Source organism: Sphingomonas sp. P3_C6, from assembly GCF_056402595.1.
Map to the genome: position 1 here is coordinate 24,570 of NZ_JBFUHB010000015.1, position 13,386 is coordinate 37,955.

Here is a 13,386-nt window from a genome sequence, read left to right on the forward strand (position 1 = left end):
ATGCTCACCCCTTCAGCATCGCCACGAGGGCGCGGGCAGCCGTGCTGACATCGCTCCAGGTCGTCTCGAAGCCGTCATCGGTCCCGTAATAGGGATCTTTCACTCCCTGCCCTTCCCGGCCCGGCACCAGGTTCAACAGCAGATTGATGGTCGCGGTCGCGTCGCGCGGTGCGATGGCCCTGAGGCCGGCGAGATTATCAGCATCAAGTGCGAAGATATGCGTGAAGCGGCGGAAATCGGCGGCCGACACCTGCCGTCCGCGATAGCCCGAGATGTCGGTACCGTGGCGCCTGGCCGTTGCCTGGGCGCGGGCATCCGGCGCCCGGCCGATATGCCAGTTGCCCGTACCGGCCGAATCGACCTCGGCCTCGAGCCCGGCCTTCGCCGCTTCGACCCGGAACGCCGCCTCGGCCAGTGGAGAGCGGCAGATATTGCCGAGGCAGACGAACAGGATGGCGTGTTGCGCGCGGGAGGAGGACATAAGCACCGGATAGGCCAGGATCGGGGATTTGTCCTCCCCGCGACATGCCGGCTCAGCGTGCGGCGGTGATGATGATCTCGACCTTGTATTCCGGCGTCGCCAGCTTCGCCTCGCCGGTCGCACGCGCCGGAGCATCCTTGCCGTCGATCCAGGCGTCCCACACGGTGTTCATCTCCGCGAAATCGGCCATGTCGGCCAGCCAGATCGTCGCCGACAGGATCTTCGACTTGTCGCTGCCGGTGCGCGCCAGAAGATCCTCGATCTGCGCGACGACCGCCTTGGTCTGGGCCGTGACGCTCTCGCCCGGCGCGCCGACCTGCCCCGCCAGATACACGGTGTCGCCGTGCACCACGGCCTGGCTCATGCGCGGGCCTGCATCGATGCGAGTGATGGTCATCCTTCAAATCTCCCGGCGCCTGACGCGCGCTTCATTCGTGTGAGCAAGATCGCGCGGTCGCCCGAATCGATCGCGCGCTGCCTGCCGGAGATGGCGCCGGCACGCAACGCCTCCATCGGGGATGGCATCGGTGATGGCGACGCCGTTGACAGTGGTGGGCGCGCCGTTCGCATTGGTGACGCCGATCAAAGTCGATCGCCGCAGCCGGATCAGCAGAAAATCGAGCCTCTGGCACCGCTGAGCGCCCTGATCGCAGGCACTTTGGTCATACGTCGGACAATGGTGATTCGTCGTCGTCCGTCACAATCCTCACCTCACTGGGCAGCCACCGAAAAAATCGTGGTCATTCTGGTTTTATCCCCCCTTCCGTTTCCTCACGATCCCCATTGACAACGTCAGACAATTTGGTAGCGTTATCATCGAGCAGCGCGAATTCTGCTCTCAAAAAACAATGTCGGCGCCCGTCGGGAGCGCCGCAGGAGGGGTGATTTATGAGAAGCTTTGGGCGTTCGTCGGCGTTTGCGCGTTCCACATCCGCAATCGCTGTCGCTGTGTGTCTGATGATGCCTGGCATGGCGCTGGCGCAGGCCGGCCCTTCGGCACAGGCCGGTGTTGCCGACGACCAGACCGGAGACGCCGAACGGGACATCGTCGTGACCGGCATCCGCGCCAGCCTCGAACGGTCGATCGCGATCAAGCGGGACTCGTCCGGCGTCGTGGATGCGATCTCCGCCGAGGATATCGGCAAGTTCCCGGACACCAACCTGGCCGAGTCGCTGCAGCGAATCACCGGCGTGTCGATCAACCGGACCAATGGCGAAGGCGCCCTGGTTACGGTGCGTGGCTTCGGCCCGAACTATAACCTCGTGACGCTCAACGGCCGCACACTGGCAACCTCGGTCGTCTCGGTGGTCGGCGGCGACCAGAATTCCGATGGCGCGCAGGGCACCAGCCGCTCCTTCGACTTCTCCAACCTCGCCGCGGAAGGTGTGAAGACGCTGGAGGTCTACAAGACCGGCCGGGCCGCGATTCCGTCCGGGGGCATCGGTGCCACGATCAACGTCGTCTCGCGCCATCCGCTCGACGGCCCCTCCGGCCTGTCGGGCAGCATCGGCGCGAAGGCGGTGTACGATACCAGCGTCAATGGCTGCCTCGACTGCGGGTCCAAGGTCACACCCGAGGTCTCCGGCGTGCTGAGCTGGTCCGACCCATCCGAGAAGTTCGGCGTCTCGCTGTTCGGCAGCTATCAGAAGCGCAACTATACTTCGATCGCCGCCACGTCGAACGACTGGAATATCATCCCGTACAGCACGTTCCTGACGGGTGGATTCGCGCGCAACATACCGGGGGCGATTCCGGGCGCCGATGCCATACCGCAGATCTGCCCCACCAGCACGCCTGCTTCCAATTGCACCGTCGTCAACAACGCGCCGAAAAACCCCAACCAGCTCGTCGCGATCCCGAATGACAGCCGCTATCACTATGCCGAGGGCACGCGCGAGCGCTTCAACGGCCAGGCAGTGATGCAATTCCGCCCGACCGACTCCCTCACGCTGACCGCCGACGCGCTGTATGCGCAGAACAGGCAGCGCGAGACCCGTTCGGATCTGTCCAACTGGTTCAGCCGGCCGTTCGACGTGGTGACCTTCGACGGCAACCCCACGGTCGCCACGGCAACCTATCTTCACGAGACGATCAACGGTGCGAAGGACGAAGGCTTCGAAGCGCAATCTCGCGCCCAGAAGAGCACGCTTCAGGATTACGGCCTTAACGCCAAATGGGACTTTGCCGACAACTTCTCGCTGAATCTCGATGGCCATATCAGTAAGTCGGACAGCCGGCCGGATAACCCCAACGGCAAGAGCTCGACCTTGGTCGGCATGGGTGCCAATGTCGTTTCGGCGCACTCCGTCGACTATGGCAGCGGTGGCATTCCACAGCAGAAGATCACCATCAGCAGTGCCGGCAATGGCGCGCTTGACGTCAACGACGTCGGATCGCAGGTCGGCCGTACCAACTCTTCTACCCAGAAACAGACCGTCAAGGAAATCCGGGCCGATTTCGGCTGGGACCTGGGCGGCGGCAGTCGTTTCGACTTTGGTGGCAACTACCGGACCGCCGACATGCGCCAGACCTTCATCTCCACACAGCAGACGCTGGGTGACTGGGGCATCACCAACCCGGGCGACGTGAACAAGCTCGCGCCGGGCGCGCTCCAGGCCTTCTGCCTCGAATGCAAGTTCAATCAGTATAATACGGGCGGCGACCCTGCCTCGCAGCTCGCCTTCCGCGGCAATGCCGCCGATCTCTATTCCATCCTTTCCGCCAATTACGCGAAGGCGGGCAATGCCGTCGGCATCACCAGCAACCAGGATAATCGGGTCAAGGAAACCATCTGGGCAGCCTATGGCCAAATGACCTGGGACGGCGAGATCGCCGGGCGCAAAGCCAGCATGGTCGCCGGCGTGCGATATGAGAACACCAAATCGACCACGACGTCGCTGGAAGCCGTGCCGGGCGCGATCAACTGGGTGTCGGACAACGACTTCACCGTCGTCATTTCCAATCAGAGCAACTTCATAACCGGCAAGGGCAGCTACAATAACCTGCTGCCGTCATTCGATTTCCGGATCGAGCCGATGAACAATCTCGTCGCGCGTTTCTCGTTCAGCAAGTCGATCGCCCGTCCGAACTACAGCGACCTGTTCACCGCGACGACGGTGGGCGGCCCGCCGCGCCCGATCAACAATGGCGGCATTGCGTCGGCGACGAGGGGCAATGCCCAGCTTTCGCCGATCACATCCGACAATTTCGACGTCTCGCTCGAATATTATTTCAAGCCGGACAGCTACATATCGGTCGGCCTGTTCGACAAGCGGGTGCACAACTTCATCGGCCGTGGCCAGTTTACCAGCGACCTGTTCGGCCTGCGTGATCCCAGTTCCGGCGCCGCCGGAAGTCGTTCGGGTGCCGCAAAAGCGGCGCTCGCTGGCCTTGGCGCCGATACCAGCGACGTGAACCTGTTCGCGATGACGGCATTGATCCAGTCGACCGGATCAGTGGCGGCGGCGACCTCGCAATTCGCCGCCAATTTCAATCCCATCACGCATTCGCTGAGTGATGACTATGTCAAGACGATCAACAACACGTTGGACGTGAATCCGAACACAAGCGATCCGCTTTACCAGTTCCAGGTATCGCGCCCGATCAACAACAAGGATGCCAAGATCTGGGGCATCGAGGTTGCCGGCCAGTATTTCCTTGGCAATACCGGTTTAGGCGTCTCGGCCGCCTATACGATGGTCCGAGGCGATGTCGGCTTCAACATCGGGGCTAGCCCGGCGGAAGACCAGTTCGCGTTGCTCGGCTTGAGCGACACCTTCAACGCGACGCTGATCTATGACAAATACGGCCTTTCAGCCCGACTTGCCTATAACTGGCGCGACAAGTTCCTCTCGGGGATCAATCGCCAGGGATCGCGCAATCCCGAATTCACGGCGCCGTTCGGCCAGCTCGACATGAACATCAGCTACGACGTCACCAAGAACATCTCGGTGACGGTGGAGGGTCTCAACCTGCTCGAGGAAAGCGTACGCACCTATGCCCGGTCCGAAAGCGAGCTCTGGTTCGCGCAGGAGCTCGACCGGCGCTTCATGCTCGGGGCACGCTTCAAGTTCTGAGACGCAACCACGGCGTTCAGGAGGGGGAAGGCCGCTGCGGGTCGCAGCGGCCTTTTTCCCTTTAGGATTTGAGCTCCCTGTCCCATCATGGCGGCAAATGCCCGTCGCGGTGGATGAAGAGCCGCCCGGCCGAAACACCGCAGATGACGAGAGCATGGGCTGGACAGGATCGCATGACCAACAGGGTAAAGCTGAACAATCTCGATCATGGCGATTTGAAAGTGATCTCGCGCCATGGCACCGACGATGGCGGCAACGTCAACCAGGTTGCGGTTTTCCCGACGGAATTCGAGGAAATCCAACGGGACTACCCAATCTTCTTCCGACATGATGAAAACGGTGCCCTACAGGCGGTCGCGCTTCTAGGGCTCGACCGGGACGAGAATCTATTCCTTGGCGAAACCGGCTGGCAGAGCCGCTACGTCCCCGCCGTGCTTCAGCGCGGCCCGTTCCTGATCGGTTTCAAGGATGGCGGAACCGATGGAGAACCGATGATCCATATCGATCTCGACCATCCGCGGGTCAGCCTGACAGAGGGGCTCCCGCTCTTCCTGCCTCATGGTGGAAACGCCCCCTATCTTGAACATATGTCCACCATTTTGCGGAGAATCTATACCGGGATCGAGGCAACCGGCCCGATGTTCGAGGCGTTCGATCATGCCGGGCTGATCGAACCCGTCGCGGTCGAAATCGAGCTGGACGACACGCGGAAATATGTGCTGCCGGACCTGTTCACCATTTCACGGAACGCCTTGTCGCAACTCGACGGCGCTGCCCTGCAGAGACTGAACATCAGCGGTTTCCTGCCCCTCGCCTTTCTCGTGATCGCGTCGATGGGCAACATGGGTCGCCTGATCGACCTGAAGAACCGGAAAGCCGACATCGCCTGATGGCCGCCCCCCGGACAGTCCCCTTGCGCAAGACCAGGGTGATCGAGGGCGTTACACCCGATGCGATCCCGCTCCAGGCGCTGATGGACGAGCAGCGGCCGGCGATCCTGCGCGGGGTCGCCCGCGACTGGCCCCTGGTGGGGGCCGGGCTCGCCGCGCCAGAACGGGCAATCGACTATGTGAAGTCCTTCTATCGAGGAAAGCCGGTCGTCGGTTTTGTCGGCCAGCCTGAAATCGAGGGACGCTTCTTCTATAACGACGAAGCGACCGCGATGAATTTCGAAGCCTGCCGGGTGCTGCTCGACGAGTTGCTCGATCGGCTCAAGGCCGAATGGAACGACGACCGGCCGCCGTCCTATTATGTCGGCTCAACCGATCTCGACACCTATCTGCCGGGGCTGCGGGAGGAGAATGATCTCGCGCTCGATCAGGCAGTGCTCGGGGACAGTCCGCCCATCGTCAGCATCTGGATCGGCAACCGGACGACCGCGTCGGCGCATTACGACATGTCGAACAATATCGCCTGCTGCACCGTCGGCAGGCGGCGCTTCACGCTCTTCCCGCCCGATCAGGTGCGGAACCTCTATCCCGGCCCGCTCGACCCCACACCCGGCGGCCAGGTCGTCTCGATGGTCGATTTCCGCAATCCCGACCTGACACGCTTCCCCCGCTTCGCCGAAGCGCTCGGGGCTGGCGAGGTGGCGGAACTGGAACCGGGCGACATCCTTTTCTACCCGGCGCTCTGGTGGCACCATGTCGAGGCGCTCGACCGGTTCAACATCTTGATCAACTATTGGTGGAACGCCTCCCCAGCCTTCATGGATACGCCGCAGAACACGCTGCTGCATGCCCTGCTCAGCCTGCGCGACCGCCCGGAGCCCGAGAAGTTCGCCTGGCGGGAGTTGTTCGATTATTATGTCTTCGGACCCGCCGACCAGGCAGGCGCTCATCTACCGGAGGCGGCGCGCGGCAATCTTGCGCCGCTCGACGAGACAAGGGCCCGGCGGTTGCGCGCCATGCTGCTCAATCGCCTGAACCGCTGATTTAAGGGAGACCGGCATGGACGGACAGGTCGTACGCAAGGTCGTCATCGCCGGGGGCGGCACTGCCGGCTGGCTTGCCGCCGCCGCCCTTTCGAAACAGCTTGGCGGCCTGCTCGACATCACGCTCGTCGAATCCGATGAGATCGGCACGATCGGCGTCGGCGAATCCACCATCCCTACGGTCCGCGCCTTTCATTCCCTGCTCGGGGTGGACGAGCAGGACTTCATGCGCGCTACCCAATCGAGCTTCAAGCTGGGTATCGCCTTCGAAAATTGGGGAAGGATCGGAGACCGTTACCTCCATTCCTTCGGCGTGCTCGGCAAATCGACCTGGATGGCCGACTTCCACCATTTCTGGCTCCAGGCCAGGGCGGAAGGCGTTGCCGGCGACATCGGCGACTATTGTTTCGAGTTGCAGGCGGCCGAGGCGAACAGGTTCGCGACGGGCGACGACGCCCAGATCAACTATGCCTATCATCTCGACGCGACTCTCTATGCCCGCTTCCTCCGCGCGCGGAGCGAGGCGGATGGCGTCAAGCGGGTCGAAGGCAAGATCGCAAAGGTCGATCAGGATCCAGAAACTGGCTTTATCAAGGCACTTATACTGGAATCCGGACAAACGATTGCAGGTGATCTATTCATCGATTGCACCGGTTTTCGCGCCTTGCTGATCGAACAGACTCTTCAGACGGGATATGAGGACTGGGGCCATTGGCTCGCCACCGACAGCGCCTATGCCGTGCAGACGGAATCGATTGGCCCGGCCGTGCCCTATACCCGCGCCATTGCGCATAAGGCAGGCTGGCGCTGGCGCATCCCGCTTCAGCATCGTGTCGGCAACGGCCTGGTCTTCTCCAGCGCCGACATGGCGGACGACGAGGCGAAGGCGCTGTTGCTGAGCGAGCTCGACGGGGCGCCGCTGTTCGATCCGCGCCTGATCCGCTACCGCACCGGCACGCGGCAAAAGGCCTGGAACCGGAACTGCGTGGCGCTCGGCCTGTCCAGCGGCTTCATCGAACCGCTCGAATCTACGAGCATCCATTTCATCATGATCGCGGTGACGCGACTGTTGCAGTCCTTCCCCTTCAACGGCTTCGATGAGGCGCTGATCGATCGCTACAACCAGCTGTCGCGGACCGAGCTGGAAGGCGTGCGGGACTTCATCATCCTCCATTATTGCCTCACCGACCGCGACGACAGCGCCTTTTGGCGGCGGTGCCGGACGATGGAGATTCCGGCCTCGCTCGCGCGCCGCATCGCCCTGTTCCGCGAGAATGCCCAAGCATATCAGGCATCGGACGAGCTGTTCCGGGTGGATTCCTGGGTGCAGGTCATGCTCGGCCAGGGCAACCGACCACGCGGTCATCATCACCTTGCCCGCCTGATGCCGCCGGGCCAACTCGGCCACGCGCTCGGCGACCTGAAGGCCAATATCGCGGGCAGGGTCGCGCAGATGCCGGCGCATCAGGACTTCCTCCAGCGCTACTGCGCCGCCACGACGTGATACCCGCCCGAATATTTTCGCGCTGGTCTGGCGCGAAACTGGGCATATACGACGGGAAAGCCGGGCGTTCAGAGGCGCGCGGCGAACCATCTTTGTCGATCGGCGTTCCATCACGCACATGATCAAGGTTGCCAGCTACAATATCCACAAGGGCATCGGTCTCGATCGACGCCGTGATCCCAACAGGATCCTCGACGTCCTGCGTGAGATCGATGCCGATATCATCGCTCTGCAGGAGGCCGATCGCCGCTTCGGCGCCAAGGCCGGTGTCATTCCGCTTCACACGCTTGAGGAGCATAGCCCGTGGAAGGCAGTGCCGCTCGGCGCCCGCGGCGGCAGCATGGGGTGGCACGGCAATGTCATCCTGATCCGCAAGGAATCGGTCGTGATGGATTGCGAGGCGATCCACCTCCCCGCGCTCGAGCCACGCGGCGCGGTGATGGCGGATGTGCGCACCGATGGCGTGCCGATCCGTATAGTGGGCATGCATCTCGACCTGTCCGGTCTGTGGCGTCGGCGCCAGGCGCATGCGATCCTGGCCCATGTCGATGCGAGCGTCACGCGCCGCCCGACCGTGCTGATGGGCGATCTCAACGAGTGGAGCGCCCAGGCCGGCTGCCTGCGCGATTTCGGCCGTGACTATAGCTTCGCCGCCACCGGCCCCAGCTTCCATGTCCGCCGCCCGGTCGCCCGGCTCGACCGGATCATGGTTTCCGCCGGGCTGCGCGTCACCGATTGCGGCACCCATCAGAGCGCCACCGCGCGCAAGGCATCGGATCATCTGCCGATCTGGGCCGTGGTGGAGCCGGCCTGATGCGCCAGAAGGAGCTTCGCCTTGCCCTGGTCTGCTATGGCGGCATCAGCCTTGCCGTCTATATGCATGGCATCACCAAGGAGATCTGGCGGCTCGCCCGGGCGAGCCAGGCCTTCCACAAGGGCGAGACGCCGGCCGGGGGCAGCCAGGGCGTCTATCGCGACCTGTTGCAGGAAATCGAGGAAGAAACCGGCCTGCGCATGCGCGTGCTGGTGGACATCATCGCGGGCGCCAGCGCCGGCGGCATCAACGGCGTGTTCCTCGCCCAGGCCATCTCCACCGGCCAGTCGCTCGAACCGCTGACCAAGCTATGGCTCGATTCGGCCGATATCGAGGCGCTGATCGACGAGAATCAGGCCCCGTCCTCGCGCTTCTCAAAGGTCTGGGCGCTGCCGATCGCCTGGTTCGCCGAGAAGCGCAGCGGCGACAATATCGACGAGTTGGTGGAGGCAGGCGCGCGCGACGAGGTGCGCACCAAATTGTCGCACTTCATCCGATCGCGCTGGTTCGAACCGCCCTTTGGCGGCGCGTTGTTCACCGGACTGATCCTCGATGCGCTCAACGCCATGGCGTCAGCGCCGCGAGGCGCGCGCCTGTTGCCGGAGGGTCAGCCGCTCGACCTGTTCGTCACCGTCACCGATTTCCGCGGCCACCCCGAACGGTTGATGCTCAATTCGCCCCCGGAAGTGCTGGAGACCGAGCACCGCCTGGTCGTGCCCTTCACCGATCATGGCGCGGCCGGCGACAGCCTCGCCCATCCGGCCGAGCTTGCCTTTGCCGCCCGCTCCACCTCGAGCTTTCCGGGTGCCTTCCCGCCCTTCATGGTCGGCGAGCTCGACAAGGTGCTGAAGCATCGCAAGGTCGAATGGCCCGAGCGCGCCGACTTCCTGAAACGGATCCTGCCACGCCAGTTCGCTGCCAATGCGGCCGACCAGGCAGTGCTGATCGACGGATCGGTCCTTGCCAACGCACCGTTCCGCCCGGCGATAGAGGCGCTGCGGGAGCGCCCCGCCCGGCGCGAGATCGACCGCCGGTTCGTCTATATCGACCCTTCGCCCGGCGTTAAGCTACGCTTCGGACCGCATAATCCCAATGCACCCGGCTTTTTCCAGACGATCATCGGCGCTGTCTCGGAACTGCCCCGCCAGCAGCCGATCCGCGACAATCTGGAGGATATCGCCGAGCGCTCCCGCACGATCGAGCGCATGCGCGGCATCGTCTCCAGCATCCGGCCGGAGGTCGAGGCGCGGGTCGAGGCGCTGTTCGGCTATACGCTGTTTCTCGATTCCCCCACGGTATCACGTCTTGCCTCCTGGCGTGCGCGAGCGCAGTCGGCCGCCGCCAAGGCCGCCGGCTATGGCTATGCCGCCTATGGGCATCTCAAGATCGCCGGCGTGGTCGAGGCGCTGACGTCACTGCTCTATCACGCCGGCGGAGAGCCTGGGCCGCAGCGCTGGGAGCGGATCCGCGGCCATATCGCCGAGGCGGTGCGCGAGCGCGGTTTCGACGATCTCAAACCCAGCTTCTCGGACGGGGCGAGCCAGACGACGATCAGCTTCCTGCGGTCCTATGATCTCGGTTTCCGTATCCGCCGCCTGCGCCTGCTCGCACGCCGGCTGACGGAGCTGGAGGCCGACCATGACGAGGCCGACCTGGAGCCGATCCGCGACGCCGTCTATGCCTCGCTCGCCGATTATCTCGAATGCAAGCGCACAGACCGGCACGCGCATCTGCGCAAGGACGTGCGGCTGTTGCGCGGCGATGCCGGGCCGTTGCTCGACAAGCTTGCCGAATCGCTCGACCTGAAGCAGCTCGACACCAATACCGAGCAACGCCTCGCCGCCGCCTTTACCGGCCTGCCCCGTGCGCTCAAGCGGCCGATCCTATTGACCTATCTGGGCTTTCCCTATTTCGACGTCGCCACCCTGCCGCTGCTCCAGGGCGAGGGGCTGGACGAATTCGATCCGATCAAGGTGGACCGGATATCTCCCGACGATGCCAAGTCGATCCGCGCCGGTGGGGCCGAGGCGACGCTCAAGGGTGTCCAGTTCAACAGCTTCGGCGCCTTTTTCAGCCGCGCATATCGCGAGAATGACTATCTGTGGGGCCGACTGCACGGGGCCGAGCGCATGATCGACATCGTGCTGTCCTCGCTGCCGGCCAGCGCGCGCCTGAAGCCGGGCCGGGTCGCGGCCATCAAGCGCGCGGCCTTTTGCGCGGTCCTCGACGAGGAGGAACCCAAGCTGGAGGCGATCCCGGGGCTGATCGCGTCGTTGCGCAAGGAAATCGGCTAGCCCGCCCACCATCGCAGCCGGGCTGGTCAAATCAGCCCGCCGGGGGTAGCTTCCGCCGCGTTGCGCCCAAAACGGAGAGACGATGCAGTTCTTGAAAATCCTGTTCTGGTGCCTGCTCGCCTTCGTCGCCGCGGTATTCACCCTGGGCAACTGGACGACCGTGCCGATCAAGCTGTGGGGCGGCCTGATTGCCGAGGTGAACCTGCCGCTGCTGCTGTTCGTCACCTTCCTGATCGGCCTGGTGCCGACGATGATCTATTACAATGCGATCCGCTGGCGGCTGCGCAACCGGCTGACCACGTCGGAACGCACCCTTGCCGACCTGCGCGGCGTGCTCGCGCCGGCCGCGCCCCTTCCGCTGGAGCCAGAACCCGTGATCCCACCCGCCGCCATCCCGACCGCCGTTCCGCCGGGTGGCGCATGAGCAGCCGGATCTTCGTCGCCCTGGATACGCCCGACCTGGAAAAGGCGAAGGCAACCGCCCAGCGGGTCCATCATCATGTCGGCGGCATCAAGCTCGGACTCGAATTCTTCATGGCCAATGGCCGCGCCGGCGTGCGCGAGATGGCCGAGCTCGGCCTGCCGATCTTCCTCGACCTGAAGTTTCACGACATCCCCAATACGGTCGCCAAGGCGATCATGGCGCTGCGCCCGCTCGAACCAGCGATCCTGACGGTGCACGCCGCCGGTGGCCGATCGATGCTCGAGGATGCAAAGGCGGCCGCGCCGACCGGCACCAAGGTGGTCGCGGTCACCACGCTCACCAGCCTCGACGCGCGCGATCTCGCTTCGATCGGCTGCCCTGACGATCCGCACACCCAGGTGGTCCGCCTGACCGAGCTGGCGATGATGGCCGGCGTCGATGGCGTGGTCTGCTCGGGCGAGGAGGTCGCTGCGGCGAAGGCGATCTGGCCCAAAGGTTTCTTCGTCGTTCCGGGCGTCCGCCTCGCCAATGGCGCGGTGGGCGACCAGAAGCGGGTGGTGACGCCGCGCCAGGCGCTCGATTCCGGCGCCTCGATCCTGGTGGTCGGCCGGCCGATCACTCAGGCCGACGATCCCGATATCGCCGCGCGCGAGATCGGCGCGACGCTTTAATCCATGTCCGGCATCGTGATTCGTCTTGCCGAGCCGGAGGATCTGCCGCGCCTGCATCCGGTGATCGAGCGCGCCTATCGCGGTGATTCGGCGCGCGCCGGCTGGACTCATGAAGCCGATCTGCTCGACGGGACACGGACCGATCTCGCGACGCTGGAGGCCGCTTTGGCCAACCCCGCGGAACGCCTGCTGATCGCGCTGGACGACGATATGCCGATCGGTTGCGTCGAGGTCACCGATCGCGGGGACGGGCTCGCTTATCTCGGGCTGCTCTGCATCGAGCCCAGGCTGCAGGCCGGCGGTCTTGGCAGGCGCCTGATCGACGCGGCCGAGACGCTTGCCCGCGAGGCCTTCCGCGCCGCGATGATGGAGATGACCGTCATCGAGAACCGGGCCGAGCTGGTCGCCTATTATGAGCGACGTGGCTATGTCCGCACGTCCGAGCGTCGGGACTTTCCCATCCTGGTCGAGCCGCCGCTCTACATGACGGTACTGGTCAAGCCCCTCGCCTGACGCCTATGGCGGCGCCATGCCCGTCACCGCGAAAATCTGTGGCCTTTCGACGCCCGAAACCCTCGATGCAGCAATCCGGGGCGGTGCGAGCCATGTCGGCTTCGTCTTTTTCCCGCCCTCCCCGCGCAACCTGAGCCGCGAGCGCGCCGCGCAACTCGCCGCGCTCGTGCCCGGGCATGTCGCCCGCGTGGGGGTGTTCGTCGATCCCGACGATGCATTGCTCGAAGCTTCGATCGGCGCGGGACAGCTTCAGGCGCTCCAGCTCCACAATACCAGCCCTGCTCGGGCGGTCGCGATCAAGGCGCGCACGGGCCTCCCCATCTGGGCGGCCGTTGCCGTCAAGTCGCGTGCCGACCTCGCCGTCGCCGGGGCGTTCGGCGGCGCCGCCGACCGCATCCTTTACGACGCCAAGACGCCACAGGGCGCGACGCTTCCGGGCGGCATGGGCGTCCGGTTCGACTGGACCCTGCTCAAGGGCTTTCGCCATCCGCTCCCCTGGGCATTGTCCGGCGGGCTCGATCCGCTGAACCTGGCCGAAGCGGTCGGGACGACGGGCGCGACGATGGTCGATGTCTCGTCCGGGGTAGAATCAGCGCCCGGCATCAAGGACGTCACGAAGATCGCCGCGTTCCTCGATACCGTCAAAAGCCTCTGACCTCGCGGCCTTCAAGTTTT

The 13,386-nt window shown here is 64.3% G+C and carries 13 protein-coding genes; 11 read left to right on the top strand and 2 right to left on the bottom strand.

What is annotated here, in order from left to right:
- Positions 1-4 precede the first annotated feature (4 nt).
- Together AC1DT7_RS14940 and AC1DT7_RS14945 are read right to left on the bottom strand one after the other, a co-directional pair.
- Positions 5-481 (bottom strand): low molecular weight protein-tyrosine-phosphatase, encoded by a 477-nt coding sequence (locus tag AC1DT7_RS14940; protein ID WP_478036903.1) that lies wholly within the window; start codon positions 479-481, stop codon positions 5-7.
- Between the two features lie 52 nt (positions 482-533).
- The gene (locus AC1DT7_RS14945) at positions 534-878 is read right to left on the bottom strand and encodes a RidA family protein (RefSeq protein ID WP_478036820.1); all 345 of its coding nucleotides are present in this window, start codon (positions 876-878) and stop codon (positions 534-536) included.
- 39 nt (positions 879-917) lie between these two features.
- Here AC1DT7_RS14945 and AC1DT7_RS14950 point away from each other — a divergent pair, with 39 nt between their 5' ends.
- The 11 genes from AC1DT7_RS14950 (at position 918) to AC1DT7_RS15000 (ending at position 13,366) form a co-directional block, all read left to right on the top strand.
- Positions 918-1,268, top strand: a complete 351-nt coding sequence (locus tag AC1DT7_RS14950; protein ID WP_478036821.1) for a hypothetical protein — start codon at positions 918-920, stop codon at positions 1,266-1,268.
- A 101-nt stretch (positions 1,269-1,369) separates the two neighbouring features.
- Positions 1,370-4,558 carry a TonB-dependent receptor gene (locus AC1DT7_RS14955; RefSeq protein ID WP_478036822.1) on the top strand — a complete coding sequence of 1,063 codons (3,189 nt, stop codon included), beginning with the start codon at positions 1,370-1,372 and terminating at the stop codon, positions 4,556-4,558.
- Between the two features lie 173 nt (positions 4,559-4,731).
- Entirely contained in the window at positions 4,732-5,448 is a 717-nt protein-coding gene (locus tag AC1DT7_RS14960) for a SapC family protein (protein ID WP_478036823.1), read from the top strand.
- Positions 5,448-6,491, top strand: coding sequence for a cupin-like domain-containing protein (locus AC1DT7_RS14965; protein WP_478036824.1), 1,044 nt, complete (start codon positions 5,448-5,450; stop codon positions 6,489-6,491). The genes AC1DT7_RS14960 and AC1DT7_RS14965 overlap by 1 nt, the downstream gene beginning before the upstream one ends.
- Before the next feature lie 16 nt (positions 6,492-6,507).
- The gene (locus AC1DT7_RS14970) at positions 6,508-7,995 is read left to right on the top strand and encodes a tryptophan halogenase family protein (RefSeq protein WP_478036825.1); all 1,488 of its coding nucleotides are present in this window, start codon (positions 6,508-6,510) and stop codon (positions 7,993-7,995) included.
- 118 nt (positions 7,996-8,113) lie between these two features.
- Positions 8,114-8,809 (top strand): endonuclease/exonuclease/phosphatase family protein, encoded by a 696-nt coding sequence (locus AC1DT7_RS14975; RefSeq protein ID WP_478036826.1) that lies wholly within the window; start codon positions 8,114-8,116, stop codon positions 8,807-8,809.
- Positions 8,809-11,103: a patatin-like protein gene (locus AC1DT7_RS14980; protein ID WP_478036827.1), complete on the top strand. Its 2,295-nt coding sequence runs from the start codon at positions 8,809-8,811 to the stop codon at positions 11,101-11,103. Before AC1DT7_RS14975 ends, AC1DT7_RS14980 begins: the two co-directional genes overlap by 1 nt.
- An 82-nt stretch (positions 11,104-11,185) precedes the next feature.
- Positions 11,186-11,527: a hypothetical protein gene (locus tag AC1DT7_RS14985; RefSeq protein WP_478036828.1), complete on the top strand. Its 342-nt coding sequence runs from the start codon at positions 11,186-11,188 to the stop codon at positions 11,525-11,527.
- Complete coding sequence (gene pyrF / locus AC1DT7_RS14990; RefSeq protein WP_478036829.1) at positions 11,524-12,198, top strand: orotidine-5'-phosphate decarboxylase; 675 nt, start codon at positions 11,524-11,526, stop codon at positions 12,196-12,198. The genes AC1DT7_RS14985 and pyrF overlap by 4 nt, the downstream gene beginning before the upstream one ends.
- A gap of 12 nt (positions 12,199-12,210) precedes the next feature.
- The gene (locus AC1DT7_RS14995) at positions 12,211-12,711 is read left to right on the top strand and encodes a GNAT family N-acetyltransferase (protein ID WP_478036904.1); all 501 of its coding nucleotides are present in this window, start codon (positions 12,211-12,213) and stop codon (positions 12,709-12,711) included.
- A gap of 16 nt (positions 12,712-12,727) precedes the next feature.
- The gene (locus AC1DT7_RS15000) at positions 12,728-13,366 is read left to right on the top strand and encodes a phosphoribosylanthranilate isomerase (RefSeq protein WP_478036830.1); all 639 of its coding nucleotides are present in this window, start codon (positions 12,728-12,730) and stop codon (positions 13,364-13,366) included.
- Positions 13,367-13,386: the final 20 nt, after the last annotated feature.

Coding starts and splice junctions, on each gene's coding strand:
- AC1DT7_RS14960 (WP_478036823.1), top strand. CDS start 4,732: ATGACCAACAGGGTAAAGCTGAACAATCTCGATCATGGCGATTTGAAA.
- AC1DT7_RS14985 (WP_478036828.1), top strand. CDS start 11,186: ATGCAGTTCTTGAAAATCCTGTTCTGGTGCCTGCTCGCCTTCGTCGCC.
- AC1DT7_RS14955 (WP_478036822.1), top strand. CDS start 1,370: ATGAGAAGCTTTGGGCGTTCGTCGGCGTTTGCGCGTTCCACATCCGCA.
- AC1DT7_RS14980 (WP_478036827.1), top strand. CDS start 8,809: ATGCGCCAGAAGGAGCTTCGCCTTGCCCTGGTCTGCTATGGCGGCATC.
- AC1DT7_RS14975 (WP_478036826.1), top strand. CDS start 8,114: ATGATCAAGGTTGCCAGCTACAATATCCACAAGGGCATCGGTCTCGAT.
- pyrF (WP_478036829.1), top strand. CDS start 11,524: ATGAGCAGCCGGATCTTCGTCGCCCTGGATACGCCCGACCTGGAAAAG.
- AC1DT7_RS15000 (WP_478036830.1), top strand. CDS start 12,728: ATGCCCGTCACCGCGAAAATCTGTGGCCTTTCGACGCCCGAAACCCTC.
- AC1DT7_RS14970 (WP_478036825.1), top strand. CDS start 6,508: ATGGACGGACAGGTCGTACGCAAGGTCGTCATCGCCGGGGGCGGCACT.
- AC1DT7_RS14940 (WP_478036903.1), bottom strand. CDS start 481: ATGTCCTCCTCCCGCGCGCAACACGCCATCCTGTTCGTCTGCCTCGGC.
- AC1DT7_RS14965 (WP_478036824.1), top strand. CDS start 5,448: ATGGCCGCCCCCCGGACAGTCCCCTTGCGCAAGACCAGGGTGATCGAG.
- AC1DT7_RS14945 (WP_478036820.1), bottom strand. CDS start 878: ATGACCATCACTCGCATCGATGCAGGCCCGCGCATGAGCCAGGCCGTG.